Source organism: Micromonospora sp. DT227, from assembly GCF_049841835.1.
Taxonomy (GTDB): domain Bacteria; phylum Actinomycetota; class Actinomycetes; order Mycobacteriales; family Micromonosporaceae; genus Micromonospora.
Genome location: NZ_JBNCLA010000001.1, coordinates 627132 through 650326, shown reverse-complemented (window position 1 = coordinate 650326; position 23195 = coordinate 627132). Strand labels below are relative to the sequence as shown.

General features: G+C 71.4%; 21 protein-coding genes and 3 tRNA genes. 19 read left to right on the top strand and 5 right to left on the bottom strand.

Annotated features, from left to right (window positions below; all coding sequences use genetic code 11):
- The first annotated feature begins 1 nt into the window (after nucleotide 1).
- The 6 genes from ACLQ2W_RS03245 to ACLQ2W_RS03220 all read left to right on the top strand — a co-directional run bounded on the left by ACLQ2W_RS03245 (nucleotide 2) and on the right by ACLQ2W_RS03220 (nucleotide 3510).
- Nucleotides 2-862: a type II secretion system F family protein gene (locus ACLQ2W_RS03245; protein ID WP_425786002.1), complete on the top strand. Its 861-nt coding sequence runs from the start codon at nucleotides 2-4 to the stop codon at nucleotides 860-862.
- A 26-nt stretch (nucleotides 863-888) separates the two neighbouring features.
- Nucleotides 889-1089 (top strand): hypothetical protein, encoded by a 201-nt coding sequence (locus ACLQ2W_RS03240; RefSeq protein WP_425785153.1) that lies wholly within the window; start codon nucleotides 889-891, stop codon nucleotides 1087-1089.
- A 74-nt stretch (nucleotides 1090-1163) separates the two neighbouring features.
- A complete protein-coding gene (locus ACLQ2W_RS03235) occupies nucleotides 1164-1574 on the top strand; it encodes a TadE/TadG family type IV pilus assembly protein (protein ID WP_425786001.1) in 411 nt (136 codons plus the stop codon).
- On the top strand, nucleotides 1571-2041 hold the full coding sequence (locus tag ACLQ2W_RS03230; RefSeq protein WP_405091943.1) for a TadE/TadG family type IV pilus assembly protein: 471 nt from the start codon (nucleotides 1571-1573) through the stop codon (nucleotides 2039-2041). The genes ACLQ2W_RS03235 and ACLQ2W_RS03230 overlap by 4 nt, the downstream gene beginning before the upstream one ends.
- Nucleotides 2038-2466, top strand: a complete 429-nt coding sequence (locus ACLQ2W_RS03225; protein WP_425785152.1) for a hypothetical protein — start codon at nucleotides 2038-2040, stop codon at nucleotides 2464-2466. Before ACLQ2W_RS03230 ends, ACLQ2W_RS03225 begins: the two co-directional genes overlap by 4 nt.
- Before the next feature lie 15 nt (nucleotides 2467-2481).
- On the top strand, nucleotides 2482-3510 hold the full coding sequence (locus ACLQ2W_RS03220) for a LysM peptidoglycan-binding domain-containing protein (protein WP_425785151.1): 1029 nt from the start codon (nucleotides 2482-2484) through the stop codon (nucleotides 3508-3510).
- A gap of 20 nt (nucleotides 3511-3530) precedes the next feature.
- Here ACLQ2W_RS03220 and ACLQ2W_RS03215 read toward each other — a convergent pair whose 3' ends face one another.
- Nucleotides 3531-4382 (bottom strand): Rieske 2Fe-2S domain-containing protein, encoded by an 852-nt coding sequence (locus ACLQ2W_RS03215; protein WP_425785150.1) that lies wholly within the window; start codon nucleotides 4380-4382, stop codon nucleotides 3531-3533.
- Between the two features lie 123 nt (nucleotides 4383-4505).
- On the opposite strand from ACLQ2W_RS03215, the gene ACLQ2W_RS03210 reads away from it, so the two are divergent.
- From ACLQ2W_RS03210 to ACLQ2W_RS03200, 3 genes are read left to right on the top strand one after another with little or no spacing between them, the layout of a single operon-like run.
- On the top strand, nucleotides 4506-4715 hold the full coding sequence (locus ACLQ2W_RS03210) for a type II toxin-antitoxin system VapB family antitoxin (RefSeq protein WP_357304141.1): 210 nt from the start codon (nucleotides 4506-4508) through the stop codon (nucleotides 4713-4715).
- Nucleotides 4712-5137 (top strand): PIN domain nuclease, encoded by a 426-nt coding sequence (locus ACLQ2W_RS03205; protein WP_425785149.1) that lies wholly within the window; start codon nucleotides 4712-4714, stop codon nucleotides 5135-5137. The genes ACLQ2W_RS03210 and ACLQ2W_RS03205 overlap by 4 nt, the downstream gene beginning before the upstream one ends.
- A gap of 36 nt (nucleotides 5138-5173) precedes the next feature.
- Entirely contained in the window at nucleotides 5174-5938 is a 765-nt protein-coding gene (locus ACLQ2W_RS03200; RefSeq protein ID WP_405091938.1) for a crotonase/enoyl-CoA hydratase family protein, read from the top strand.
- A 4-nt stretch (nucleotides 5939-5942) separates the two neighbouring features.
- Here the strand turns inward: ACLQ2W_RS03200 and ACLQ2W_RS03195 are convergent, their stop codons facing one another.
- Entirely contained in the window at nucleotides 5943-7427 is a 1485-nt protein-coding gene (locus tag ACLQ2W_RS03195) for a dihydrolipoyl dehydrogenase family protein (protein WP_425785148.1), read from the bottom strand.
- 93 nt (nucleotides 7428-7520) lie between these two features.
- Between ACLQ2W_RS03195 and ACLQ2W_RS03190 the strand changes: the two genes are divergently transcribed.
- Entirely contained in the window at nucleotides 7521-8621 is a 1101-nt protein-coding gene (locus ACLQ2W_RS03190) for a serine hydrolase domain-containing protein (RefSeq protein WP_425785147.1), read from the top strand.
- Between the two features lie 273 nt (nucleotides 8622-8894).
- On the opposite strand, the gene ACLQ2W_RS03185 is transcribed toward ACLQ2W_RS03190, so the two are convergent.
- Together ACLQ2W_RS03185 and ACLQ2W_RS03180 are read right to left on the bottom strand one after the other, a co-directional pair.
- Nucleotides 8895-10217: a cryptochrome/photolyase family protein gene (locus ACLQ2W_RS03185; RefSeq protein WP_425785146.1), complete on the bottom strand. Its 1323-nt coding sequence runs from the start codon at nucleotides 10215-10217 to the stop codon at nucleotides 8895-8897.
- Nucleotides 10214-11140, bottom strand: coding sequence for a phytoene/squalene synthase family protein (locus ACLQ2W_RS03180; protein ID WP_425785145.1), 927 nt, complete (start codon nucleotides 11138-11140; stop codon nucleotides 10214-10216). The genes ACLQ2W_RS03185 and ACLQ2W_RS03180 overlap by 4 nt, the downstream gene beginning before the upstream one ends.
- A gap of 64 nt (nucleotides 11141-11204) precedes the next feature.
- Here ACLQ2W_RS03180 and ACLQ2W_RS03175 point away from each other — a divergent pair, with 64 nt between their 5' ends.
- From ACLQ2W_RS03175 to ACLQ2W_RS03140, 8 genes are all read left to right on the top strand, one after another.
- On the top strand, nucleotides 11205-12359 hold the full coding sequence (locus tag ACLQ2W_RS03175; protein ID WP_425785144.1) for a polyprenyl synthetase family protein: 1155 nt from the start codon (nucleotides 11205-11207) through the stop codon (nucleotides 12357-12359).
- A gap of 35 nt (nucleotides 12360-12394) precedes the next feature.
- Nucleotides 12395-13876, top strand: a complete 1482-nt coding sequence (gene crtI, locus ACLQ2W_RS03170) for a phytoene desaturase family protein (protein ID WP_281933521.1) — start codon at nucleotides 12395-12397, stop codon at nucleotides 13874-13876.
- Between the two features lie 55 nt (nucleotides 13877-13931).
- Nucleotides 13932-14552, top strand: a complete 621-nt coding sequence (gene idi / locus ACLQ2W_RS03165) for an isopentenyl-diphosphate Delta-isomerase (RefSeq protein WP_425785143.1) — start codon at nucleotides 13932-13934, stop codon at nucleotides 14550-14552.
- Nucleotides 14542-15489: a MerR family transcriptional regulator gene (locus ACLQ2W_RS03160; RefSeq protein ID WP_425785142.1), complete on the top strand. Its 948-nt coding sequence runs from the start codon at nucleotides 14542-14544 to the stop codon at nucleotides 15487-15489. The genes idi and ACLQ2W_RS03160 overlap by 11 nt, the downstream gene beginning before the upstream one ends.
- Before the next feature lie 78 nt (nucleotides 15490-15567).
- Nucleotides 15568-16365, top strand: coding sequence for a polysaccharide deacetylase family protein (locus tag ACLQ2W_RS03155; RefSeq protein ID WP_425785141.1), 798 nt, complete (start codon nucleotides 15568-15570; stop codon nucleotides 16363-16365).
- Nucleotides 16366-16520: 155 nt separating this feature from the next.
- Nucleotides 16521-16593, top strand: a tRNA-Glu gene (locus ACLQ2W_RS03150).
- A 33-nt stretch (nucleotides 16594-16626) separates the two neighbouring features.
- Nucleotides 16627-16700 (top strand) — tRNA-Asp (locus tag ACLQ2W_RS03145).
- A 74-nt stretch (nucleotides 16701-16774) separates the two neighbouring features.
- A tRNA-Phe gene (locus tag ACLQ2W_RS03140) sits at nucleotides 16775-16848 on the top strand.
- 326 nt (nucleotides 16849-17174) lie between these two features.
- Here ACLQ2W_RS03140 and ACLQ2W_RS03135 read toward each other — a convergent pair.
- Nucleotides 17175-20783, bottom strand: a complete 3609-nt coding sequence (locus tag ACLQ2W_RS03135) for an NB-ARC domain-containing protein (RefSeq protein ID WP_425785140.1) — start codon at nucleotides 20781-20783, stop codon at nucleotides 17175-17177.
- Between the two features lie 844 nt (nucleotides 20784-21627).
- Between ACLQ2W_RS03135 and ACLQ2W_RS03130 the strand changes: the two genes are divergently transcribed.
- Nucleotides 21628-22926 carry a DUF6575 domain-containing protein gene (locus tag ACLQ2W_RS03130; protein WP_425785139.1) on the top strand — a complete coding sequence of 433 codons (1299 nt, stop codon included), beginning with the start codon at nucleotides 21628-21630 and terminating at the stop codon, nucleotides 22924-22926.
- Nucleotides 22927-23195 lie beyond the last annotated feature (269 nt).

Here is a 23195-nt window from a genome sequence, read left to right as displayed (position 1 = left end):
GATCCTCAACTGGCAGCTCGCGGTGGCGGTGCTGGGCGGATCGGCGGTCGGGCTCGGTCTCTTCCTCGTGGTCCGCGAGGCGCTCCCGGCCACCCCGGCGCTCGGCCCGGCGCTGCGCCGGCTGCACCAGCCGCCCGGTCAGGCCCCGACGGCCGGCGCGGGGCCGGACTGGCTCGGCGGCTTCGCCCGCTGGCTGCGCCCGCCGACCCGGCAGCTCGCCCTGCTCGACCAGACCCCCGAGCAGTACGCCCTGTCGGTGCTGCTCTCCGCGCTGATCGGGTTCGTCACGCCGGCAGTCCTCTCGGCCGTGCTCTTCCTGGGCGGGATCTCCCTGCCGGTGGCCGTGCCGGTGGTGGCCAGCCTCGGCATGGCGCTGCTCGCCGGCCTGGTCGCGCACCGCGCGGTGCTGGCCAGGGCGGACGCCGCCCGGGACGAGTTCCGCCAGGCGGTCTGCACCTACCTCGACCTGGTGGCGTTGCAACTCTCCGCCGCGCACGGCCCGGTGCAGTCGCTGGAACGCGCGGCGGCGGTCTGCGACGGCTGGGTGTTCGACCGGATCCGGGAGGCGTTGCGGCTCGCCCAGCTCCAGATGCACTCGCCGTGGGACGAGTTGCAGGAGCTGGCGGACCGGATCGGCATTCCGGAGCTGGGTGACGTGGGCGCGATCATGCGCTCCTCCGGCAGTGAGGGCGCCCAGGTGCACGAGACGTTGCGGTCCCGTGCCGACTCGCTGCGCGACCAGATCCGTACCGACAACCTGACCCGCGCCGAGGGGGTGACCAGCAAGTTGGACATTCCCGGATCGCTGCTGGTCTTCGTCCTGCTCGGATTCGCCGTCTATCCGTTCCTCGCCCGCCTGTGAACCCCACCCCCGAGAAGGAGAAGACCATGCACCTCTACGCCTACCTCTACGCGACGGTGAGCACCCGCCTCGCTGAACTACGCGGGGACAGCGAGCGCGGCGACAGCCCGGTCCCGACCGCCGTGATCATCTTTGGCTTGGTCGCGGTGGCCATGGCGGTCACCACGCTCGCTCTGACCAAGGCGAACAACTGGATGAACGCCATCCCGAACAACACCGCGCCGTGATCTCCCACCCCGCCCGTACGGCCCGGAGCCGACCGGCACCCGCCGGTCGGCCCGGTCCGCGCGGTCCGGGGCGGATCGCCGCCACGCTGCGCGCCCGCCTCGACGCGGGCGGGCGCGAGCGGGGCGCCAACCCGGTCGAGCTGGCCGTGATGATGCCGGCCATCCTGGTGCTGCTCTTCGGCTCGATCCAGGTCGGCGTCTGGTTCGTCGCCCGGTCCACCGCGCTCAACGCGGCGCAGACCGGGGTGAACGCGCAACGCACGTTCGACGCCGGGCCGGACGCCGGCCGGGCGCAGGCGATCACGTTCCTGCGCCGCTCCGGCGACTGGCTGGTCGGCTGGGACAAGAACGGACCGACCTGCGTGGAGACCGCCGTCGACGTCACCTGCACGGTGCGCGGGCGCTCCCTGTCGGTCGTCCCGGGCGTCGACTTCGAGGTCACGCAGACCGCGCACGGTCCCGCCGAACGCTGGACCACGGGATGAGGCCGGCACGTCGGGACCGCGGTTCCGTCTCGATCGAGGTGGCGGTGCTCGCCCCCGCCTTCATCGGGCTGATGGTGCTCGCCGGGGTCGCCGGCCGGACCGCCGTCGCCGACGAGGCGGTGGAGTCCGCCGCGCACGACGCCGCCCGGGCCGCCTCCCTGGCGCGCGACGCCCGCGCCGGCGAGAAGGCCGCCGAGCAGGCGGCCCGCGACCAGCTCAACTGGTCCGGCCTGCGCTGCACCGCCCCGCCGAGGCTGGACCTGAGCGGGTCGGTGGCCGGGCAGGAGACCACCTTCGCCACCGCGTACCGGAGCGCGGCCGGCGTGCCGGCGACCGTCACGGTGACGGTCACCTGCACCGTCTCCTTCGACGACCTGCGCGCGCCCGGTCTGCCCGGGGTGCCGGGCGGCAAGACGGTCGCGGCGCGCTTCACCTCGCCGCTGGACACCTACCGGAGCCGCGGATGACCGGCCGGCGCGGGGCGGAGAGCGGCCGGGTGAGCCTGTTCCTGGCCGTGGCGATGACCGGCGTGCTGGCCGTCGTCAGCCTCGCCTACGACGGCGCCGGGCAGCTCCGGACGCTGCAACGCGCCGACAACCTGGCCGCCGAGGCGGCCCGCAGCGGCGGTCAGATGATCGACCGCGCGAGCGCCATCGAGGGCGGTCCGAAGCGGATCGACCAGGTCGCCGCCCGTAAGGCCGTCGCCGACTACCTCAGCGCCGCGGGTGGGGTCGGTGGCCACGACGTCGACTTCCCCGTGGTCGGCCTCGAGACCCAGATCCGGGTACGCGTCCGGATCACCTACCGCCGGGACCTGATCGGGCTCTTCGGCGTGCAGAAGACCGCCACCGTCACCGGTGAGGCCACCGCTCGGGCGCTCACCGGACCGTAGGAAGGGAAGGCCGCCATGGGTGCACCCCGACGCTCCGCCGTCCACCGCGCCGGCCAGGTTCTCACCGGGCTCGGCGCTCTCGTCGTGCTCGTGGGGCTGCTGGCCGGCGGACCGGTCGCCCTGCTGGCCTTCGCCGGCAACCCGCTGCCCGACCACCTGCCCACCCTGGCCGAGGTGGGTACGGCGTTGACCAGCCGCGACGACGGGCAGCTCTTCCTGCGGGCGCTGGCCGTGGTGGGCTGGTTCGGCTGGGCCACGTTCGCGTTCTCGGTCGTGGTGGAACTGCTCGCGTCGGCGTTGCGCCGACCCGCGCCGAAGCTGCCCGGCATGCACCGCCAGCAGCGGGCCGCCGCCGCGCTGGTCGGCTCCGTGGCGCTGATCCTGGCGGCGAGCCCGGCCGCGGCCAGCGCCGCGACGCTGGCCGCGCCGCAACCGGTGGTCGCCGCGCCGGCCGTCACCACGGCGTACACCGCACCGCAGGTCGCGACGCCGACGCCTGCCGCACCGGACGCCACCGGCCCGGCGGTGTACCGGGTGGCGAAGGGCGACTACCTGGGCGAGGTGGCCGACCGTTACCTGGACGACTTCGACCGCTACCGGGAGCTGGCCCGGTTGAACCGGCTCGCCGACCCGGACCGGATCCGCCCCGGCCAGCTGCTCGAACTGCCCGGCGGCGCGGTGGACGAGGGGGCCCGCCGGCACGCCGCCGGCCGGCTGGTGGTGACGCCGGCGAAGCCCGCCCCGGCGAAGCCCGACGGGGGCGGTACGTCCGCGATGGCGCCGAAGCCGAAGCCGAAGCCCGCACCGCACACGCCGGCGCGGGACACCACGCCCACGGTGGAGGCGCCGGAGGGGCAGCCGCCGGCCATGGCGGCGGGCGCGTCCCGGGCCACGGCCGAGGACGGCATCAACCGCCCGTTGGCCATCTCGGCGGTGCTGGCGGTGGCGAGCATCGTGGGCGCCCAGATCGGCGCCGTCCTCGGGCTGCGCCGCCGGCCGGTAGCGGCCCGCGCGCTGGGCAACGGACGGCACCGCCGCGACTGAGGCGGTGTGCCGGCCCGGGATCAGGGCAGCCGGGCCTCGACCCGGCCGGAGACCACGCGGGTGGGCAGCACGACCTGGTCGTTGGCGGCCGGGCCGTGCACCACCTCGCCGCCGTTGAGGCGGAACGCGCTGCCGTGCCATGGGCACACCACGCAGGCATGGCCGTCGATCTGCCGCACCTCGCCCTCGCCGAGCGGGCCGCTCTGGTGCGGGCAGCGCTCCAACATCACGGTGACGTCGTCACCGTGCCGGTAGAGGATCACCGAGACGTCGTCGATCTCCCGGGTGACCAGTTCGCGCTGCGGCAGGCTGTTCAGGTCGCCCACCGGGTGCCAGCCCTCACCGATCAGGTGCAGATCGGAGACGCTCTGACTGACCTGGGCCCCCTGCTTGTAGGCGAGGTGCCCACCCAGGTACGCACCGCCGCCGGCCGCGGACAGCCCCAGGTAGGCCAGCGCCCGGCCGAGGCCGTGCCGCCCGTTCAGTCGGGCCGCCAGCGAGCCGGCGTAGAGCGTGAGGCCGACGATGTTGGCCCCGGCGTGCACCAGCCCGATCCGCCGCTGGTCCCGGGAGAGCGCCGCCCAGTCGTTCCACCCGGCGACCGCCGCCGGCAACGCGCTGACCGTGCCGAGCCCGACCAACGCGGTGGCGGCCCGGCGCTGGCCGGGCATCAGGTCCACCACGGCGGCGGAGATCCACGCGCCGACCGGGACCTGCACCATGGCGGGGTGCAGCGGATGGCCCAGCCAGACGCCGTGCAGCGCGTCCCGGACGCGTTGCGAGCGCAGCGTGCCCTGCACGACGCGCTGGACCCGGTCGCCGACCCGGTCGAGCCCTGCGGCCTGTTCGAGCTTCGTCAGTAGTTCGCGCACCTGTTCCGACTTCCCGGCAGCAGAGCCCCCAAACCGGACGCCGGGCAAAACCCTGACCGGATCTGGCCGGGGCGGACGACATCCTGGATATACTGCAACGGCCGGTCGTATATAGGGGGCGATATGACCAAGATCCTGGTGGACGTCGACGACGAGGCACTGGCGGACGCGGCCCGGGCGTTCGGTACCAAGACCAAGAAGGACACGGTCAACGTGGCTCTGCGCGAGGGCGCGGCCCGCCTCCGCCGCGCCCGCGCCCTGGCCGAACTGGCCGGCCGTGGACAGGCGGGCGACTTTGACGAGCTGCTCGACAAGGGGCACTACCGCTCGTGAAGCTCGCCGACTACCTGATCGACACCAGCGCCCTCGTCCGGCTACTTCGTGACCCGGAAGTGCTGGACCGGTGGGAGCAGACGGTGACCGCCGGGCTGGTCGCCGTCTGTCCACTCGTCGAACTGGAATTCCTCTACACCGCCCGGTCCGTCGCCGACCGCGCGCAACTGGCGGATCAGCTCCGGACCGTCTTCGGATGGGTGACGATCCCCGACCGGGTCTACGAGCGTGCGGCGGAGACGCAGCTCGAACTGACGGCACGGGGGAAGCACCGGTCGGCCGGTGCGGTCGACCTGCTCATCGCCGCCACCGCCGAACATCACGGGCTCTCGCTGCTGCACTACGACCGGGACTTCGACCAGGTGGGCGCGGTCACCGGCCAGCCGATGCGCTGGCTGGCCCCACCCGGCGCGATCAAGTAGTAGCGTGCCCGGCACCGGCGCGGGCATGCTGGGGCGATGGGGGTGCGCGTCGAGCACGCTGCGGGCGTGACCACGGTGATTCTGGACCGGCCGGAGGCCCGTAACGCGGTGGACGGGCCGACCGCCCGGGCACTTGCCGACGCGTTCCGCGCGTTCGACGCCGACCCGGACGCGGCGGTCGCCGTGCTCTGGGGCGCGGGCGGCACGTTCTGCTCGGGCGCCGACCTCAAGGCGATCGGCACGGCGCGCGGCAACCGGGTCGAGGCCGAGGGCGACGGTCCGATGGGCCCGACCCGGATGCGCCTGTCCAAGCCGGTCGTCGCCGCGATCTCCGGGTACGCGGTGGCCGGCGGCCTGGAGCTGGCGCTCTGGTGCGACCTGCGGGTCGCCGAGTCGGACGCGACACTCGGCGTGTTCTGCCGTCGGTGGGGGGTGCCGTTGATCGACGGCGGGACGGTCCGGCTGCCCCGGCTGATCGGGGAGAGCCGGGCGATGGACCTGATCCTCACCGGGCGGCCGGTGCCGGCCGACGAGGCGTACGCGATGGGGTTGGTGAACCGGCTGGTCCCGCCCGGTGCGGCCCGGGCGGAGGCCGAGCGGCTGGCCGCCGGGATCGCCCGGCACCCGCAGACCTGCCTGCGCAACGACCGGGCGGCGCTGCTCGACGGCGCCGGCCGGCCCGAGCCGGAGGCGCTCGCCGTGGAGTTGGCCTACGGCACGGAGTCGCTCGCGGTCGACGGGGTGCGCGGCGCCGGCCGGTTCGCCGCCGGTGCCGGCCGGCACGGTGCGCCGGCCGGCTGAGGCGTCACTTCAGGTTGCGCAACGCGTCCTCGATGGCCCGGTGGAACGTCGGGTACGTGTAGATCATGTGCCGGAGCTGGCTGATCGGCACCGCCGCGTGCACGGCCACCAGCAGCGCGGAGAGCACCTCGCCGCCGGCCGGGCCGGCCGAGGTGGCGCCGACCAGCACGCCCTGGTCGGCGTCGGCGACCAGCTTGATGAAACCGGCGTTGCCGGTCTTGTGGATCCAGCCCCGGGTGGACGAGGTCAGGTCGGTGTAGCCGATCTGGACGTTGATGCCCCGGTCGCGGGCCTGCTGCTCGGTGAGGCCGACGGCGCCCACCTCGGGGTCGGTGAACGTGACCCGGGGCAGCGCCCGGTAGTCGGCGACCGGGACGCTGCCCGGCGCGACCGTCGACCCGCCCGCGCTCATCGCACCGCCGACGGCGCTGACCACGCCGGCTGCGCCGCCGACCACGCTCGCGGTGCCGCTGGCGTCCGGCCCGCCCCGGGTACGCCGCATGTGGTCGAGCACGTCGGCCACCACGATGCCGGCCTGGTACATCGCGATGTGGGTGAACGCGCCCTCGCCGGTGAGGTCGCCGACCGCCCAGATGCCCTCGGTGACGTGCATCCGGTCGTTGACCGGCAGGTAGCGCTGGTTGGCGTCCACGCCGACCGTGTCCAGCCCCAACTCCTCCAGGTGTGCCCGGCGGCCGGTCACCACCAGCAGCTTCTCGCCGCGGAACGAAACGCCGTCGCCGTGGACGGTGAACTCGTCGCCGTCGTGGCTGACCCGGCCGGCCTTGACCGCGGTGTGGATCTCCACCCCGTCGGCGCGCAGCGCGTCGGCGGCGAGCGCGGACGCCTCCGGTTCCTCGACGGCGAGCACCCGGTCGCCGGCCTCGACGACGGTGACCCGCACGCCGAACCGGGCGAACACCTGGGCCAGTTCCAGCCCGATCGCGCCGCCGCCGAGCACCAGCATCGTGCCCGGCAGCTCCTCGACCTCGATGGCCTGGTGGTTGGTCCAGTACGGCGTGTCGGCCAGCCCGTCGACCGGCGGGATCGAGGGCCGGGTGCCGGTGCCGAGCACCACCCCGTAGCGGGCCTCGAAGACCTGGTCGCCGACGCGTACCCGGTTCGGGCCGTCGAGTCGGCCGCTGCCGCGTACGAACCGGCCGCCCTTGCCGGTGAAGCGGTCCACCGCCGCCTTGTCGTCCCAGGTGTCGGTGGCCTCCTCCCGGATCCGCTTCGCCACCGGCGCCCAGTCGGGGCGCACCTGCGCGGACCCGGCCAGCTCGTTCACCCGGTGCGCCTCGGCCAACGCGTTGGCCGCCCGGATCATCATCTTGCTCGGCACGCACCCCCAGTAGGGGCACTCGCCACCGACCAGGTCCCGTTCGATGCCGACCACGTCGAGGCCGGCCTCGGCGAGCCGCCCGGCCACCTCCTCGCCGCCGACGCCGAGCCCGACCACGACCACGTCCACCAGTTCCGGCTCTGCCATCCCGCCAGCATTCCGCACGGCCGGGGGCGCCGACCACCGGACCCGGCCGGAATTCCTCCGCCGGTCATGAGTGCGACGGCCTACCGTGACCGGATGCACGCGCGTTTCGCCCCGGTCCGGGACTGCTTCCACGACCTGTTCACCGCCGGCCGGGAGACCGGCGCGGCGCTGTCCGTCTGGCACGACGGCACACCGGTGCTGGAGCTGGTGGGCGGCAGCCGCGCGGCCGTACCGCCCGGTGCGGTGACGCCGCCCGTCGGGGCGGATCGGCCATGGCGGCCGGACACGCTCGTCGACGTCTACTCGGTGGGCAAGCCGGTGGTGGCGTGCTGCCTGTTGTTGCTCGTCGACCGGGGTCGGGTCGACCTGGACGCGCCGGTGTCCGCGTACTGGCCGGGGTTCCGTGCCCCGGCCACCGTGCGGCAGGTGCTCGACCACACCGCCGGGTTGCCGGCCTTCCCGGTGCCCCGACCCGCCGAGGCGGTCACCGACTGGGAGCTGCTCTGCGCCGACCTGGCCGCGGCCGAGCCCGAGTGGGTGCCGGGCACCGTCGCGGGCGAGCACGCCTGGACGTACGGGCACCTGGTGGGTGAGCTGGTCCGCCGGGTGGACGGGCGGTCGGTGGGGCGCTTCCTGGCCGAGGAGATCGCCGGCCCGTGGCGGCTGGATCTGGCCTTCGGACTGGGCCCGGCCGACCGGCGGCGGTGCGCCGACCTGTCGTACGGCGATCCGGGCTGGCCGGACCGGACGCGCGGTGAGCCCGGCTCGCTGCGGGCCCGGGCGCTGGACAACCCGCCGGGCGGGCGGGACGTCGCCGTGGTGAACGGCGACGCGTGGCGGGCCGCGGAGATCCCGGCGGTGAACCTGCACGCCACCGCGTCCGGGCTGGCCCGGTTCTACGCGGGTCTGCTCGCCGGCGGCATCCTCGACGGGATCCGGCTGTTCGGTGCGGACCTGGTGGCCGAGGCGACCCGGGTGCAGTACGCCGGCCCGGATCTGGTGCTGGACCGGACGGCGCACTGGACGCTCGGCATGCAGTGGGAGCCGGACGGCAGTTGGGGCATGGGCGGCATCGGCGGCAGCAGCGCCTGGGCCGACCCGGCGCGCGGCTACACGTTCGCCTACGCGACCGCGCGACTGGCCGACCACGACCGGGTGGACGAACTGGTCGAGGCGTTGCACTCCTGCCTCTGACCGCTTGCCACCGAGCGTGACGACGGAGCCTTGTTGCGCAGGGTGATCCTCCGGGCGGGAAGACCCCTTCCCAGTTTTCGCCTTTGCTCTGCAGCCAATGGCGCAGCATCGTCGTCATCAGGCAGTTCAGCCGCCGCGCCGGAACGGCGCGGGCGGGCTGCCCAGCCACGTTCCGTTACCGATGCGGATATGGCTGCAGAGCAAAGGGAACCGGAGGCAGGGTCCGGCCGGACGCCGAAGTCACGGAAGGTGATCGGGACGCGCGGGTTCGGCTCAGCGCATCCAGACCGGGTCGCTGCCGGGGACGTCCAGCGGCGGCGGGTAGTCGAGGCCCCGACGGGTCTCGTCGGGCAGCCGCCACGGCTGGTGCACCGCCTTGCCCGGCACCGACTCCAGCTCCGGCACCCAGCGCCGTACGTACGCGCCGTCCGGGTCGTAGCGCTCGGCCTGCCGCACCGGGTTGAAGCCCCGGTACGGCCGGGAGTCGTTGCCGGTGCCGGCCACCCACTGCCAGTTGCCGGAGTTGTTGACCCGGTCGCCGTCGAGCAGCCAGCGGAAGAAGACGTCCAGGCCCGGCCGCCAGTCCAGCCCGAGATGCTTGGTCAGGTAGCCGGCCGTGATCAGCCGGGCCCGGTTGTGCATCCAGCCCTGGGCGCGCATCTGCCGCATGCCGGCGTCCACGATCGGCATCCCGGTGCGCCCCTCGGTCCAGGCCGCCAGCGCGTGGCTGTCGTCCCGCCACTCCTCCCGGGCGCCCCGCCGGTAGGCGGTGGTGGACAGGTCCGGGAAACCGGCGACGACCTGGTGGTAGAAGTCGCGCCAGCAGAGCTGCCGGACGAACGGCCCGTCGCGGTCGCCGGCCCGGTTCGCCACCGCCAGCGGGGAGACGCAACCCCATCGGAGGTACGGGCTGAGCCGGGAGGTGTCGTCGCCGGCCATGTCGTCGTGGATGTCGTCGTACCGGTCGAGGGTGGGCAGCCAGGCGGTGAGGCGGCGGCGGGCGACGCTCTCCCCGCCCTCGGCGGCGTCCGGGCTGTCGCCCTTCGGCGGTTCCGGCAGCCGGCCCGGGTCGACGCCGTCGGGCAGCCGGACCCGCTTCGGCGCGGCCAACTCCTCCCGGAGCCGCACGCCCTGCCAGGCGCGGAAGTAGGGGCTGAACACCCGGTAGTGGTCGCCGCCGGCCGGCCGCAGCGCGCCCGGCTCAACGATGGTGAGCCCGGGGAAGAGCCGGAGGAACATCCGGTGCCGCTCGCACTCCGCACGCAGCCGGCGTTCCCGGCGGTGGGCGTACCGGGTCACGTCGGCGGAGAGCCCGATGCCCTCGGCGCCGACCTGGCGCGCCAGCTTGACCGTCTCGGCCACCGGGTCGCCGCGTCGGACGACCAGGTCGCCGCCGCGCTTGCGGAGCGCCTCGCGCAGTTCGGCCAGGCTCTGGTGCAGGAACCGGGTGCGGTTGGGCGAGAGCTTCTGCAACGTCGGGTCGAGCACGTAGAGCGGCACCACCCGGTCGAACGCCGAGACGGCCGCCGCGAGCGCCGGGTGGTCGTGCACCCGCAGGTCGCGGGTGAACAGCACGACGGCCGTACGCTCGGTCATCCGGCCAGGGCCGGGGTGAGCGCCGGGCCGGGCACCCGCACCGGCGTGCCGGTCGGGGTGAGCAGCGACCGGGCGGCCACCGACATCCGCCGCCGCTGCGGCACCAGGGCCCGGCGGACGAAGACGTCGAAGTCCTGGGCGGCGACCTCGTCGAGGATGCCGCCGTAGAGCGCGTACGCGGTGCGCATGCAGGCCTGCGAGGCGGGGTTGAGCAGCGGGATGCCGGGCGCGGCGGCGAGGTAGTGGGCCTGGGCGCGGGTCACCTCGTACTCGATCAGCTCGCGGATCGCCGGCGTGGTCCGCCCGGCGGCCTTCGCGGCGAGCAGGTCGTCGCGGGTGACGTCGAACTTGGCCATGTCCTCGTCGGGCAGGTAGGTCCGGCCGCGGTCGAGGTCCTCGGCGACGTCCCGGATGAAGTTGGTGAGCTGGAACGCGAAGCCGAGCTGGCGGGCGGGTTCCCGGGCGGCGGCCGGGTCGGAGCTGCCCAGGATCGGCAGCATCATGGTGCCGATGACGGCGGCCGAGCCCTCCATGTAGTCGAGCAGGTCGTCGTAGGTCGGGTACGACATCACCGTCAGGTCCATCGCCATGCTGCGCAGGAACGACGCGAAGTCGGCGCGGTCCAGGTCGAACACGGCGATGGTGTGCAGCACGGCGGGGAGCAGCGGGTCGTCGACCGACGCACCGTGCAGGCCGGCGACGAACCGGTCCGACCATTCGCGCAGCCTGGCGGCCCGCTCGGCGGGCGGCAGGTCCTCGGTGCGATCGACGATCTCGTCCGCGTAGCGGGTGAAGCCGTACAGGGCGTGCACATGCCGCCGTTTCCAAGCGGGGAGCAGCCGGGTGGCGAGATAGTAGGTACGGCCGTGACGCCGGTGCAGCTCGCGGCAACGGTCATAGGCAGCGGTGAGATCCGTGTCCACCGGCCCTCCTCGGTTTCGACGCAGCAATCGACGCAACTCGTAACCCTAGGGTACGCTCCCTCACATGGCCAACGACGCAGTTGCGGGTAATGCGCTCCGCGTCGCGCCGGCACAGCCGGAAGCGACGGACGATCCGGTCCGCGGCGTACTGGCCGCGTTCACGAAAGACCTGGTCAGGGGCGTTGACGACACGTTGACGGCGTTCCTGGCCGCCGAAGTCGACTCACTGACCGAGATCGACGCAGCCATGGGTGGTTTCGCCGCGACCGCACGCGACTGCGTGCTGGCCGGTGGCAAGCGGGTGCGCCCCACGTTCGCGTACTGGGGCTGGCGCGGGGTGGTCGGCGGCGACGCGCCGCTCGGCACGGTGCTGCCCGCCCTGTCCGCGCTGGAGCTGCTGCACGCGTTCGCGCTGGTGCACGACGACGTGATGGACGCCTCCGACACCCGGCGCGGCCGGCCCACCGCACACCGCGCCGCCGCCGCGCGGCACCGGGCCGCCGGGCACACCGGCGATCCCGACCGGTACGGCGAGGCGGTGGCCGTGCTCATCGGCGACCTCTGCATGGTCTGGGCCGACCGGCTGATGGCCCACGCCACCGTGCCCGCGGACCGGCTGCTCGACGTGCGCCGCTGCTACGACCAGATGCGGGTGGAGACGGTCGCCGGGCAGTTCCTCGACGTGCTCGGCGAGAACGACGCGGCGAGCTGGTCGGTCGACCGGGCGCTGCGGGTGGCCCGTTACAAGACCGCCAGCTACACCGTCCAGCGACCGCTGCTCTTCGGCGCCTGCCTGGGCGGCGCGGACGCGGACGGCCCGCTGATCGCCGCGTACACCCGCTACGGGCTGGCCGTCGGTGAGGCGTTCCAGCTCCGCGACGACCTGCTCGGCGTCTACGGCGACCCGGCGGCCACCGGCAAGCCGGCCGGGGACGACCTGCGCACCGGCAAGCCGACCGCACTGCTGATGCTGGCCCGGCAGCTCGCCGACCCGGCCCAGCGCCGCGCCCTGGACCGGGCCGGCACGGTCACCGGCGACCACGAGGTGAGCCGGCTGGCCGACGTGGTCCGGGACACCGGGGCCGCGGCCGGGGTGGAACGGATGATCGCCGAACGGGTGACCGAGGCGCTGGCCGCGCTCGACACCGCACCTATCGACGAGACCGCGCGCACCGCGCTGACCGGCCTCGCCACCGCCGCCACCGCGCGGCGGTCCTGATGAACACCTTCGTGAGCACGAGCAAGGGAGCCGGAATGCGCACCGTGAACGGACGGACCGACCGGGTGGTCGTGGTCGGCGCCGGGCTGGGTGGGCTGGCCTGCGCGCTGCACCTGGCCGGCAGCGGCCGTCAGGTGACCGTGCTGGAACGCGAGCCGGTGCCCGGCGGGCGCGCCGGCCGGCTCAGCGTCGACGGGTACGAGTTCGACACCGGGCCGACCGTGCTCACCATGCCCGACCTGATCGCCGAGGCGCTGGGCGCGGTGGGCGAGGAGCTGGGCGACTGGCTCGACCTGACCCCGCTCGACCCGGCCTACCGTGCCTACTACCCGGACGGGTCGACGCTCGACGTCATCACCGACACCACCCGGATGGCCGCCGAGATCGCCAAGGTCTGCGGCCCCCGGGAGGCGGACGGCTACCTGCGCTTCGTCGACTACGCGCGCAACCTGTGGAAGTGGGAGCGGGCCGACTTCATCGAGCGCAACCTCGACGCGCCGACCGACCTGCTCACCGGCAACCTGCTGAAGCTGTTCGCCAACGGCGCGTTCCGGCGACTCCAGACGAAGATCAACCAGTTCTTCCGCGACCCGCGTACCCAGCGGATCTTCTCCTTCCAGGCGATGTACGCCGGCCTGTCGCCGCACGACGCGCTGGCCATCTACACGGTCATCGCGTACCTCGACTCGGTGGCCGGGGTCAGCTTCCCGCGCGGCGGCATCCACGCGGTCTCCCGCGGCATGGCCGGCGCGGCCGAGAAGCACGGCGTGCAGATCCGGTACGGCACCACGGTGACCCGGGTCGAGACCGCCCACGGCCGGGCCACCGGCGTGATCACCTCGGACGGCGAGTTCGTCCCGGCCGACGTGGTGGTACTCAACCCGGACCTGCCCGTCGCCTACCAGGAACTGCTGCCGGAGAGCCGGCAGCGCAAGCTCACCTACTCGCCGTCCTGTGTGGTCCTGCACGTCGGTTCGACGCAGGGCTATGGCAAGATCGCCCACCACAACATCCACTTCGGACGCGCCTGGAAGGGCACGTTCGACGAGGTGATCCGGCGAGGCGAGCTGATGACCGACCCGTCGCTGCTGGTGACGAACCCGAGCCGCACCGACCCGTCGGTGGCCCCGGCCGGCAGGCACACCTACTACGTGCTGGCCCCGGTGCCGAACCTCGACCGGGCGCCGTTCGACTGGGCCGGTGACCTCACCGGGCGCTACGCCGACCAGCTCGTGGCCACGCTGGAGGAGCGCGGCTACGTCGGTTTCGGCGACGGCATCGAGGTGTTGCGCACCGTCACACCGGCCGACTGGGCCGCGCAGGGCATGGCCGCCGGCACCCCGTTCGCCGCCGCGCACAGCCTCTTCCAGACCGGCCCGTTCCGGCCGTCGAACCTGCACCGCACGCTGGGCAACGTGGTCTTCGTCGGCTCCGGGACTCAGCCCGGCGTGGGGGTGCCGATGGTGCTGATCAGCGGCAAGCTGGCCGCCGCGCGAATCACCGGGCAGTCCCGGTGAGCGCGAGGAGCGCAGCGAAGCGGAGCCCCGCAGTCGCGAACGAAAGGCGGACACGATGACCGGGCGGGAGAAGCACCTGGTCGAGCTGGTCGACGACGGTGGCCGGGTGATCGGCGAGACCACCGTCGCCACCGCCCACCAGCCGCCCGGCCGGCTGCACCGGGCCTTCTCGGTGCTGCTCGTCGACCCCGCCGGGCGGGTCCTGCTCCAGCGGCGGGCCGCGGTCAAGACCCGGTTCCCGCTGCGCTGGGCGAACTCCTGCTGCGGGCACCCACTGCCCGGCCAGTCGCTGACCGACGCCGCCAACCGCCGGCTCGGTGAGGAGTTGGGCGTCGATCCGGTCGGCCTGACCGAGGTGGGGACGTACCTCTACTACGCCGAGGATCCGGCCACCGGCCGGGTCGAGTTCGAGTACGACCACGTGCTGCGCGCCGACGTGCCCGCCGACCTGCCCACCCGACCCGACCCGGACGAGGTGGCCGAGTTGCGTTGGGTGGATCCGGTCGCGGTGATCGCCGACCTCGACGCCGACCCCCGGTCGTACGCGCCCTGGCTGGGCGGCGTGGTGAACCGGCTCCTGCACCCGGCCGACCCGGCCCGGTCGGGCGGGCCCGTCGAATCGTCCCGGTCGGGCGCGCCCGCCGTCGAGGCACCGGAGCGGTCGGGTGGCCGATGAGGCGCTGAGCGCGGGGGCCGTCGCGCGCCGGTTGGGCGTGGCGGTCACCACGCTGCGCACCTGGCACCAGCGGTACGGTCTCGGCCCCAGTGAGCACGTGCCCGGCCACCACCGGCGCTACACGCCCGCCGACCTGGCCCGGCTGGAGATCATGCGGCGGCTCACCGTGGAGGGGGTGTCGCCCGCCGAGGCGGCCCGCTGGGCCCGGCAGGCGCCGGCCGTGCCGCCGCCGGAACGGGTCGGCCTGAAGGCCGGCGTCAGCACCGCCCGGGACGGCGGCGGGTCCACCATCCCGGTCGGGCGGGCCGGACCAGTCGCCCGTGGCCTGGCCCGGGCCGCCATGCGGCTGGACTCGGTGGCGATCGGCCGCACCATCGCGGACTCGCTCGCCGCGGACGGCGTGGTGGCGACCTGGGAGGGGCTGCTCCGGCCGGTGCTCGCCGGCATCGGGGAGCGGCACGCCGCCACCGCCGGTCTGATCGAGGTGGAGCACCTGATGTCCCGGTGCGTCTCCGAGGCGTTCGCCTCGGTGGCGCGCGCGCACCCGGCCGTCGGAACGCCTCGGATCCTGCTCTCCTGCGCGGACGAGGAGCAGCACTCGCTACCCCTGGAGGCGCTGGCCGCCGCGCTGGCCGAGATCGGTGTGAGCTATCGCATGCTCGGGGCCCGGGTGCCGACGCCCGCCCTGGTCGAGGCCGTCAACCGGACCGGGCCGGCGGCCGTGGTGGTCTGGTCGCACATCCGCGCCACCGCCGATCCGCACCAGCTCATCGCGCTGCTGGCCGCCCCGCGCCGGCCGCTGCTGGTGCTGGCCGCCGGGCCGGGCTGGCGGGCCGACTCGCTACCGGCCGGAGTGGTCCGCCCGGTCGACCTGGCCGAGGCGCTCTCGCTGGCCGTGGCCGTACGGGATTCGCTGGATCAGTCGACGGCGGGCTGAGGCCCCACTCCCGCTCCGGGGGTGGCGTCCACTACGGTCGGAAAGTCCGTCTGACCCGACCCCCTCCGGGAGCGACAGATGCCTCGACGCACCCTGTTGGCGTTCGCCCTCGGCCTGGTGCTCATCGTCACCGGCTGCGGCGGCCCGGGCAAGACCCCCCAACGGGTCACCGCCCAGCCGTCCGTCCCGGCCGCGCCGCCGTCGACGCCGACACCCAGTCCGAAGCCCCAGCCGAGCCGCACCACCCCGAAGCCGAAGCCGACGCTGCGCCCGCTGCCCAAGAAGCTCCCGACCGGGCTGCACCGGCGCAGCGGGAGCCCGGGCGTGGCGCTCACGTTCGACGACGGGCCGGACCCCCGCTACACGCCGCAGATCCTGGCCCAGCTCCGGGCGGCCCACGTCACCGCCACGTTCTGTCTGGTCGGTAAGCAGGCCAAGCGTTACCCGCACCTGGTGGCCCAGATCGTCCGCGAGGGGCACCAGCTCTGCAACCACAGTTGGCGGCACGACGTGGACCTCGGCCGGCGGCCGGCGGCCGAGATCCAGGCCGACCTGGAACGGACGAACCGGGCCATCCGCGCCGCCGTACCCGATGCGCCGATCACCTGGTTCCGCCAGCCGGGCGGCCGGTGGACCGCCGAGGAGCTGACCGTCGCCCGGCAACTGGGCCTGCGTCCGCTGCACTGGAGCGTCGATCCGCAGGACTGGGACCACCCGCCGGCGAAGAAGATCATCGCGCGGGTGGAGTCGGCAGCTCATCACGGTTCGGTCGTGCTGATGCACGACGCGGGCGGCGACCGAACCCAGACCATGGCCGCGTGCCGGCGCCTGATCCCCGATCTCAAGCGGCGGTACGGCATCGTCCGGCTCCGGTGACAACACCGCTGAGCTGCGGCTTCGCTCGCCGGTGTGTGGGCGGCCATACCGGTTTGGTCGTCCGAGGAGGGATGGCATATGCTTCTCCTGCCTCCGGCGGGGCCGGATGGGAGCAAGTCCGCTTGAAGTTGCGAGTGTGCAATGATGGCGGGGCCGCCCTCATCGTCTAGCGGCCCAGGACGCCGCCCTTTCAAGGCGGTAGCACGGGTTCGAATCCCGTTGGGGGCACGGTCCGGCTCGCGCCGGATGCAACATCAGCAAGGTCCTGTGGAGCAGTTGGAGTGCTCGCCGCCCTGTCAAGGCGGAGGTCGCGGGTTCAAGTCCCGTCAGGACCGCAAGCGCTGACGCCGCGCAACTCATGCGCGGCGTTCTGCGTATCGGCTGTGCGGTAGCATGTGCCGAGCACCACGGCCAGGTAGCTCAGTTGGTACGAGCGTCCGACTGAAAATCGGAAGGTCGGCGGTTCGACCCCGCCCCTGGCCACATAGCCTTTCGCCGGGCTAGCAGGGCGGTGACCAGCGGAAACGCGGTCGCCGCCCTTTGCATTGGCGAGCTATTTCATCGATAAGGGTTCCCATGCTCGTGCGCCCACGCTGCGCCCGTGGGCGCATGACGTCACTAAGATTCCAGGTAGATGACTTTGAGTAATTGGGCCCCTGCTCTCTGGCTCCTCACGAAGGCCGGCTGCCCGCGTTGTCTCTGATACCCCTGATCTCTCGTCTGGGGCTGCTAGGCGAGGATTCTTGCCGGCGCGGGACACGCGTCGGCGCATGCTCCCAGTCGGCCTTGACCGGGATGTCGGCTTGCGATCACTCCAGCGGGGGCAGGTACGACCACAAGTAGGTGGCGGAGGGCGTGGTCGCGGCGAGCGCGGATCTCTCGGGGACCCAGGCGCACCCAGTCACCCGTTCGTTGACCGTGACACCCGCTACGCAACGGCCGGTGCGCAGCTCCCAGACTCGTACGGTGTGGTCCCAGCCGCCGGTCGCGACCAAGGACCCGTCTGGCGAGATCGCGACCACCTCGATCGGTTCGGTATGGCCGGTGAGCACATGCACCGTGGCGCCTGTCGCGACGTCCCAGACGCGGGCAGTGTGGTCCCAGCTCCCCGACACGATGAGCCCGTCGTCCTGGGTGATTGCGAGGGTACGGACCATGCTGGTGTGCCCCCGTAGCACGTGCCAGGCCCCTCCCGAGGGCATTCGCCACAGCCGGATCACGCCTTCGTCGTCCGAGCTGGCGAGCCAACGAGCGGCGGAGGCGACGACCAGCGCGCCCACCCATTTGGTATGGCCGGTGTAGGTGGCCAGCGGGGCTCCAGTACCGGTATCCCAGACTCGAACCTGGGAATCATGGCCAGAACTGGCGAACCAGCTGCCATCGGGCGCGAGGGCTAGGGAGCCGATCCGGTCCTGGTGCCCCTGCCAAGCGCGGGTTTCCGTGAGCCGCTGCGGATCCCACAGCCGTAGGTAGCCGTCGAAGCCACCGGTGATGATCACTTGGTCGGTGGCGGCCAGCGACTCGATCTCCGGTCGGAGGGTGCCGAGGTGGCGACCGGTGTCCGTGTTCCAGACGTCGGCGACGCAGCCCGGACCCACGGCGCCTAGTCGCTGGCCCTGGCCCCACACCGCGACCGGGCGCAGCTCACCACCGGCGCCGTTCAGCTGCCGCAGGACGGCACCGGTCGTGACATCGCGCAGCCGGATGACGTCGCCGGCCGCCACCCAGTCGCCGCGAGGATGCACGCCGAGCGCGTACCCGCCGTCGCCGCTGTCGTCCCGGGCCGTCCCGGTTGCGGTCAGATTCCAAATGCGGAGTGTCCGGTCGGCGCTTCCGGTCACTACACGCTGTCCGTCCGGAAGAAAGGCGGCGCAGGTGACACCGCTGGTGTGCCCGTCAAGTGTGTGCCGCAGGGCGCCTGTCGCCGCGTCCCAAATCTTGGCAATGTTGTCCCGGCCTCCGGTGATGATCAGGCTGCCGTCCGGGGAGATCGCGACGCAATTAATTCCCTGCTCTCCGTGGTAGATCCGACGCGTCGTTCGTAACGTCACCGTGTCCCAGATCAGGATGACGCCGACGTTGCCGGTGCAGCTCGCCGCCCAACCCCCGCACGGCGAGATCGCGACAGCCTCGACCGGGCCGGCCCAACTTTCCCCCCAGGGTCCGTGGCGCTTGAGCCGCGAATGGTCAGTGAACGTGCCCCTGACCCGATGGTCACGGAGGTCGACGATATGGATGTGGGAATACCAGCTGCCGACAGCGATCCAGCCGCCGCCCGGTGCCACCGCCAACGCGTTGACCGCCCTCGACGGCAACCTCTTCCCTCTGAGCCGGGCCAGCCTCCGCAGAATCTGATCGAGTCGCCCGTATTCACGGTAGATGCCCGCACTCGATCCGGAGGGCGGATGCCAGGCACGTACCGTGCCGTCATCGCTCCCCGTGAGCACACGGCCATCCGGAAGTGCATGAATCGCCGAAATCGTCTCCTTGTGCCCGCGCAGAACTTGCCGGACGGTGCCCAGGGTCGCGTCCCAGACGCGTAGGTTCCGGTCGTATCCGCCGCTCGCGATCCAGTCGCCGTCCGGGGATATCGCGACGTCCTGGAGGTAGTGGGTATCGCCGGTCAGCGCCAGCCGTGGCGCGCCGGTCTCGGTGTCCCAGACCCGGACCATGGAGTCGTGGTCAGCGGAGGCGAACCATTTGCCGTCGGCGGCCATGACGAGCGCGGAAATGATCGCGGTGTGACCGACAAGAGTTCTCGTGGAGGACGATCCATCAGCCGGCGATGGCCAGAGGGGCATCAGACAACCGGCCTCCCGATCCCGGATTAGGGACGCCGTGTCCGTGCCGGGCTCCAGGACGTTCAGCAGGGGCGAGGTGGTGTCTGCACAGTTCGACAGCGGTATGGCCAGATGCGCCCGCGCGGCGAGGGCACGGGCGATCGACTCGGTCGCCGGTGCCGGGATGGTCCGCAGGTCGCTCTCCGCCGCGACCGGCCCGTCCAGGCGTACCCGAAATCGGACCCACCGCAGATCCTGCACCAGCGCGCTCAGCTCGTCGACGGCGCCGGCCGCCGCGAGGTGATAGGTCAAATTGCGGCGCAGATAGTCGTGGTCGTCCGGAAGCTGCCACCAGCCCTCGTCAGCCTCCTCGCCGACGCGGGCCTGTTCCAGCAGGCCGGCGTGTAGCGCGGGCTCGGCATCGTCCGTCAACTGCTGGCGCAGGTACGACCGGACGACGTCGTGGAGGCGTACATAGGTACCTTCATGTATGGACAGCAGCGAGAGCGCTGCAAGCCGGCTAAGAATGGCACCGCTCGCGGCGGCGCTCAGCCCAGCCGATCCGGCCCACAGCATACGAATGACGGCGAGGGGGACGCGGTCGTCCTCGCGAAAGATACTCAGCTCGCGGCACCGCTGCCGGTGCTCCAGATCGAGGCGCCCCAGACTGGCCTCCATCGTTCCGGCGACGAGCCGGCCCCGGAACGCGTCCCGCGACATCTCGTCCAAGCCGGTAGGCCCGAACTCCTGCAGGAGACTGCAGTGGGCTTTAACCGCGTCACGGACGGCTGTTCCCTGCCCGACCACGTCTGCGACCGCGGCGCCGATCAGTGACAGCAACAAGGGCCATCGGGCGGCGCTCTGGATCAGCGGGCCCACTGCTGCGTCGCCTGAGCCGATCCAGTGCCCGAGCAACCGCTCCGCCTGAACCGTCGACATCTCACCGACCTCAATCTGCTGAGTGCCGGTCGGCAGTAACCGGGGCACACGGGTGGTCACCAGCCGGGAGCACTTCCGGCCACCCTGAAGGAACGGGGCGAGATGCTCGGCAGTCCAGACGTCGTCAATCACCAGCAGTACCGACGGTCGGGCATCGAGGAGCTGGCCTAACCGGAAGGAAGCCCGACCCGGGTCGCTGAACTCCTGCCGCTCACCGGAGATCACCTGTGCCAGGAACTCCAGGTGGCCGGTGAGATCGGCGGCCGAAGGGTTCTCGCCAACCGTCACCCACAGCACGCCGCCACGGAACCTCTCGCGGATTTCCGGCAGGCGGCAGATCGCCTGTGCGAGGGTGGTCTTGCCGAACCCACCCGCGCCGACCAGCGCTACGGTTCCCGGAAGGCTTCTGACCACGGCCGACACCAGATCGGGGCGGGGCACGAAAGGTTGCTCGGCGGTCTCCACCATCCATGGTGCCCCGTCCCCCGCACTGACGAGGCTTCGGCGCGAACGGGCAAGGAGTCCGGCGAGACCCGCGAGGCCCACCGCGCTCAGCAGCGTGGCGAAGAAGATCGCGGTGTCGTTGCGCAGTCCCTGTTGGCCTGCGTCCTCGCCGCGCGGCCACCCGAACCGGTTCCAGAGCCACCAAGACCCAGCGGAGGCCAGCAGTACCGCCCCGAGCGCGGCGAATCGACGCATGGCCGTGGATATTAGTTGCTCAGCAGGCGTGGAGGCTGGGCGCTCAGCCTATAGAAGTCGAGCGTCACCGTGTCGGCGAAAGTTTCAGGCTGCCTCGGCAGCATGACCAATGAGCCGGGTAGAACGTTTCCACATTCTCCTTCAATCGCCGAAGCACGCCAGACCAGTCAGTCTGCTGGCTCCCTCGGAGAGGCTGGGCGAGGCAGTTGGGACACTATGCCGTCGGGTGACGGCTCCACGGGCAGCAGACTCAACACGTGTCCCGATGCAGCCGGGCAGCCGGTGAGGGTGGTTGTCGGCCGAGTTGGCGCGGCGCCGGCCACTTCGCTGCTGGGCGAGGCGCACCGGCTCCTTCGGCCCAACGACCTTGACCCGGCCGACTTGTCGGATCTTGGACACAGGCGGGTGCAGTGATCATGGAGAGCACTCGCTACCCTCAGTCCATGGTGGATCTCCCCCTGCTACCAGAGAACTGCCCACCGCCCGACGCGAAACCGCCAACGGGCGACTTTTACCGGTTGGTGAGCAAGAATCTCCCCATGGGTGGTGTGCCAGGGGCAGACGACTGGGTCCTTCCGTACAGGAAGCCTCGTGGTGTTTGCGTCGGCAAGTCGGATGTATGCCAGTGTCATGCGCACTCGATCATGGCCGATATCAGGGATCTCCACGCAGCGAGAGAGGCCGTGCCCTGGGCACGACGCTGCGCAATCGCTCGCGTGACTCTTACGGCCGAAGATGGCCTCATTTGCCACACTCCTTCAGCCGGCATGGGCAAATCGCACCACTCGTGGTGGCCCACGCATCCTGCACAGGTCCCGGATGCGGTTGTTGTAGCGGGTGCGTCATGAATCTGGTTCCACCGCAGGACACATTCCTCGGCCTCTTGCGAATCGATGAGGTGTACTTCGAACACGATGGGCCGAAATTCTTTGCGGTCTCGTCGCGAAGCGGGAGGCGTTACCTTGCTCTGATGGTCGATGAGGGCGATGACTGGGAACGCTATCTCTATTTGCCGGTATCTGACGAACGCTTCCGACTTATTCGCAGCGGCGGCATCAATCTGAAGCGGGCATTCAGCGAGCCGGAGGACGGCCTAGTCTTCGACGTTGTTGCGGACTACAGTCAGGGCGGCAGCAGGTTGGAGCATGTCCGCGGCGCGGACCTGCCTGACGAATTACTCCCGACTGAACGAGCACTGCTTGATCTTCCTACCGAAACCCAGCGCGCTTTCCAGCCTGAAAGCCTCGCTGAGAAGTCAGGGCGTGAACGCCGGACGCTACTTGCGCTAGAGGTTGAGCCTGCCGGGATGCTTCGGACTGAGATTCCCCTACGGTCCCTTTCAAGAATAGTCGGAAGCCTTCAGGACACGGTTGACGCACTGGGTCAGGAAGAGGCAGGAAGACCTACTCCGCGCGGCATCATCCCTAATGAGGTGTTAAGGGAAACCGAGATGGTTTTCCGTGGCAGCCAAGCCGCGTCGTTCGTTATCCTGGCGAGTTCCGGCGGCCAGGACAACCGCTTGATTGAGTCAAGCGTTTTGACCAACTCATGCCGGCGACTGGTGGAGCTATTACAGCAGGGTAGTGAGCCGGACCGCCTTAGAGACCTAGTCGGCCGTTACGGTGTTCGGGTCCGTGCCAAGTACCGAGCGCTCCTGGAATCGCTGGTGGATGAAGGAAGTGGTATCTCTGCCTACATCGCAACTGGTTTTGGCGACACGTATCAAGCGGGATTGCAGCCAAATCAGGTGCGCGCCAGCTTGAATTTGCTCCGAGAGGTTGGTCAGGACGTAATGGCCGAACACCTGGAGCGGGTGAACCTGGTCGGAGTCAATCTCCGGACCGGAAGCTTCGAACTCTATGACCCCGTCAACTCAGCCAAGTATTCGGGCTACATGGAGCCAGAAGCTAGAGACCAGATTTCCGGCCTCCCGACCGGGTTCGACCATCTCTACTCCGCGGATATCCTTGTTCAGCTACAGCTGTCGAACTTTAGTGACGAAGTGACCAAAACTTATCGGCTGATCGGAATCGGCGCACCGTACGGCGCGATTGGGGAGCGAGAGTTTTTTGTTCAGCCCCTGCCTCCCTCTACGACTGAGGGTGGCCCGCTAGAAATCGAAGGTGGCTCTGCTGAGCGGTGAACCGGCCAGGATTTCTGGTTAACTGCTAAGCAGCGGGGCACGGTGAAACGAATCCGGTAATGACCCTAAGTAGTCTGCTCCTGGAGCCTTGTCACGATGGGTTTGCGCTGTCGGGTAAAGGAAATTCCCATGCCGTCATAGATGTTCGGGTAAGGCTCAGGGCGCTCGTCCAGCTCGCAGCCGCAGGTAGCCGTACCGCCATCACAGTGCGGGCACTGCTCGTGGTGACAACACGGCAGGTGCAGTTGATTGAATAGCACCGAACACTC

What these genes read in the sequence shown, in the direction of transcription:
- ACLQ2W_RS03195 (WP_425785148.1), bottom strand. Translation starts at nt 7,427, where the DNA reads ATGGCAGAGCCGGAACTGGTGGACGTGGTCGTGGTCGGGCTCGGCGTC.
- ACLQ2W_RS03185 (WP_425785146.1), bottom strand. Translation starts at nt 10,217, where the DNA reads ATGACCGAGCGTACGGCCGTCGTGCTGTTCACCCGCGACCTGCGGGTG.
- ACLQ2W_RS03240 (WP_425785153.1), top strand. Translation starts at nt 889, where the DNA reads ATGCACCTCTACGCCTACCTCTACGCGACGGTGAGCACCCGCCTCGCT.
- ACLQ2W_RS03190 (WP_425785147.1), top strand. Translation starts at nt 7,521, where the DNA reads ATGCACGCGCGTTTCGCCCCGGTCCGGGACTGCTTCCACGACCTGTTC.
- ACLQ2W_RS03130 (WP_425785139.1), top strand. Translation starts at nt 21,628, where the DNA reads ATGAATCTGGTTCCACCGCAGGACACATTCCTCGGCCTCTTGCGAATC.
- ACLQ2W_RS03210 (WP_357304141.1), top strand. Translation starts at nt 4,506, where the DNA reads ATGACCAAGATCCTGGTGGACGTCGACGACGAGGCACTGGCGGACGCG.
- ACLQ2W_RS03220 (WP_425785151.1), top strand. Translation starts at nt 2,482, where the DNA reads ATGGGTGCACCCCGACGCTCCGCCGTCCACCGCGCCGGCCAGGTTCTC.
- ACLQ2W_RS03135 (WP_425785140.1), bottom strand. Translation starts at nt 20,783, where the DNA reads ATGCGTCGATTCGCCGCGCTCGGGGCGGTACTGCTGGCCTCCGCTGGG.
- ACLQ2W_RS03230 (WP_405091943.1), top strand. Translation starts at nt 1,571, where the DNA reads ATGAGGCCGGCACGTCGGGACCGCGGTTCCGTCTCGATCGAGGTGGCG.
- idi (WP_425785143.1), top strand. Translation starts at nt 13,932, where the DNA reads ATGACCGGGCGGGAGAAGCACCTGGTCGAGCTGGTCGACGACGGTGGC.
- ACLQ2W_RS03155 (WP_425785141.1), top strand. Translation starts at nt 15,568, where the DNA reads ATGCCTCGACGCACCCTGTTGGCGTTCGCCCTCGGCCTGGTGCTCATC.
- ACLQ2W_RS03200 (WP_405091938.1), top strand. Translation starts at nt 5,174, where the DNA reads ATGGGGGTGCGCGTCGAGCACGCTGCGGGCGTGACCACGGTGATTCTG.
- ACLQ2W_RS03175 (WP_425785144.1), top strand. Translation starts at nt 11,205, where the DNA reads ATGGCCAACGACGCAGTTGCGGGTAATGCGCTCCGCGTCGCGCCGGCA.
- crtI (WP_281933521.1), top strand. Translation starts at nt 12,395, where the DNA reads ATGCGCACCGTGAACGGACGGACCGACCGGGTGGTCGTGGTCGGCGCC.
- ACLQ2W_RS03225 (WP_425785152.1), top strand. Translation starts at nt 2,038, where the DNA reads ATGACCGGCCGGCGCGGGGCGGAGAGCGGCCGGGTGAGCCTGTTCCTG.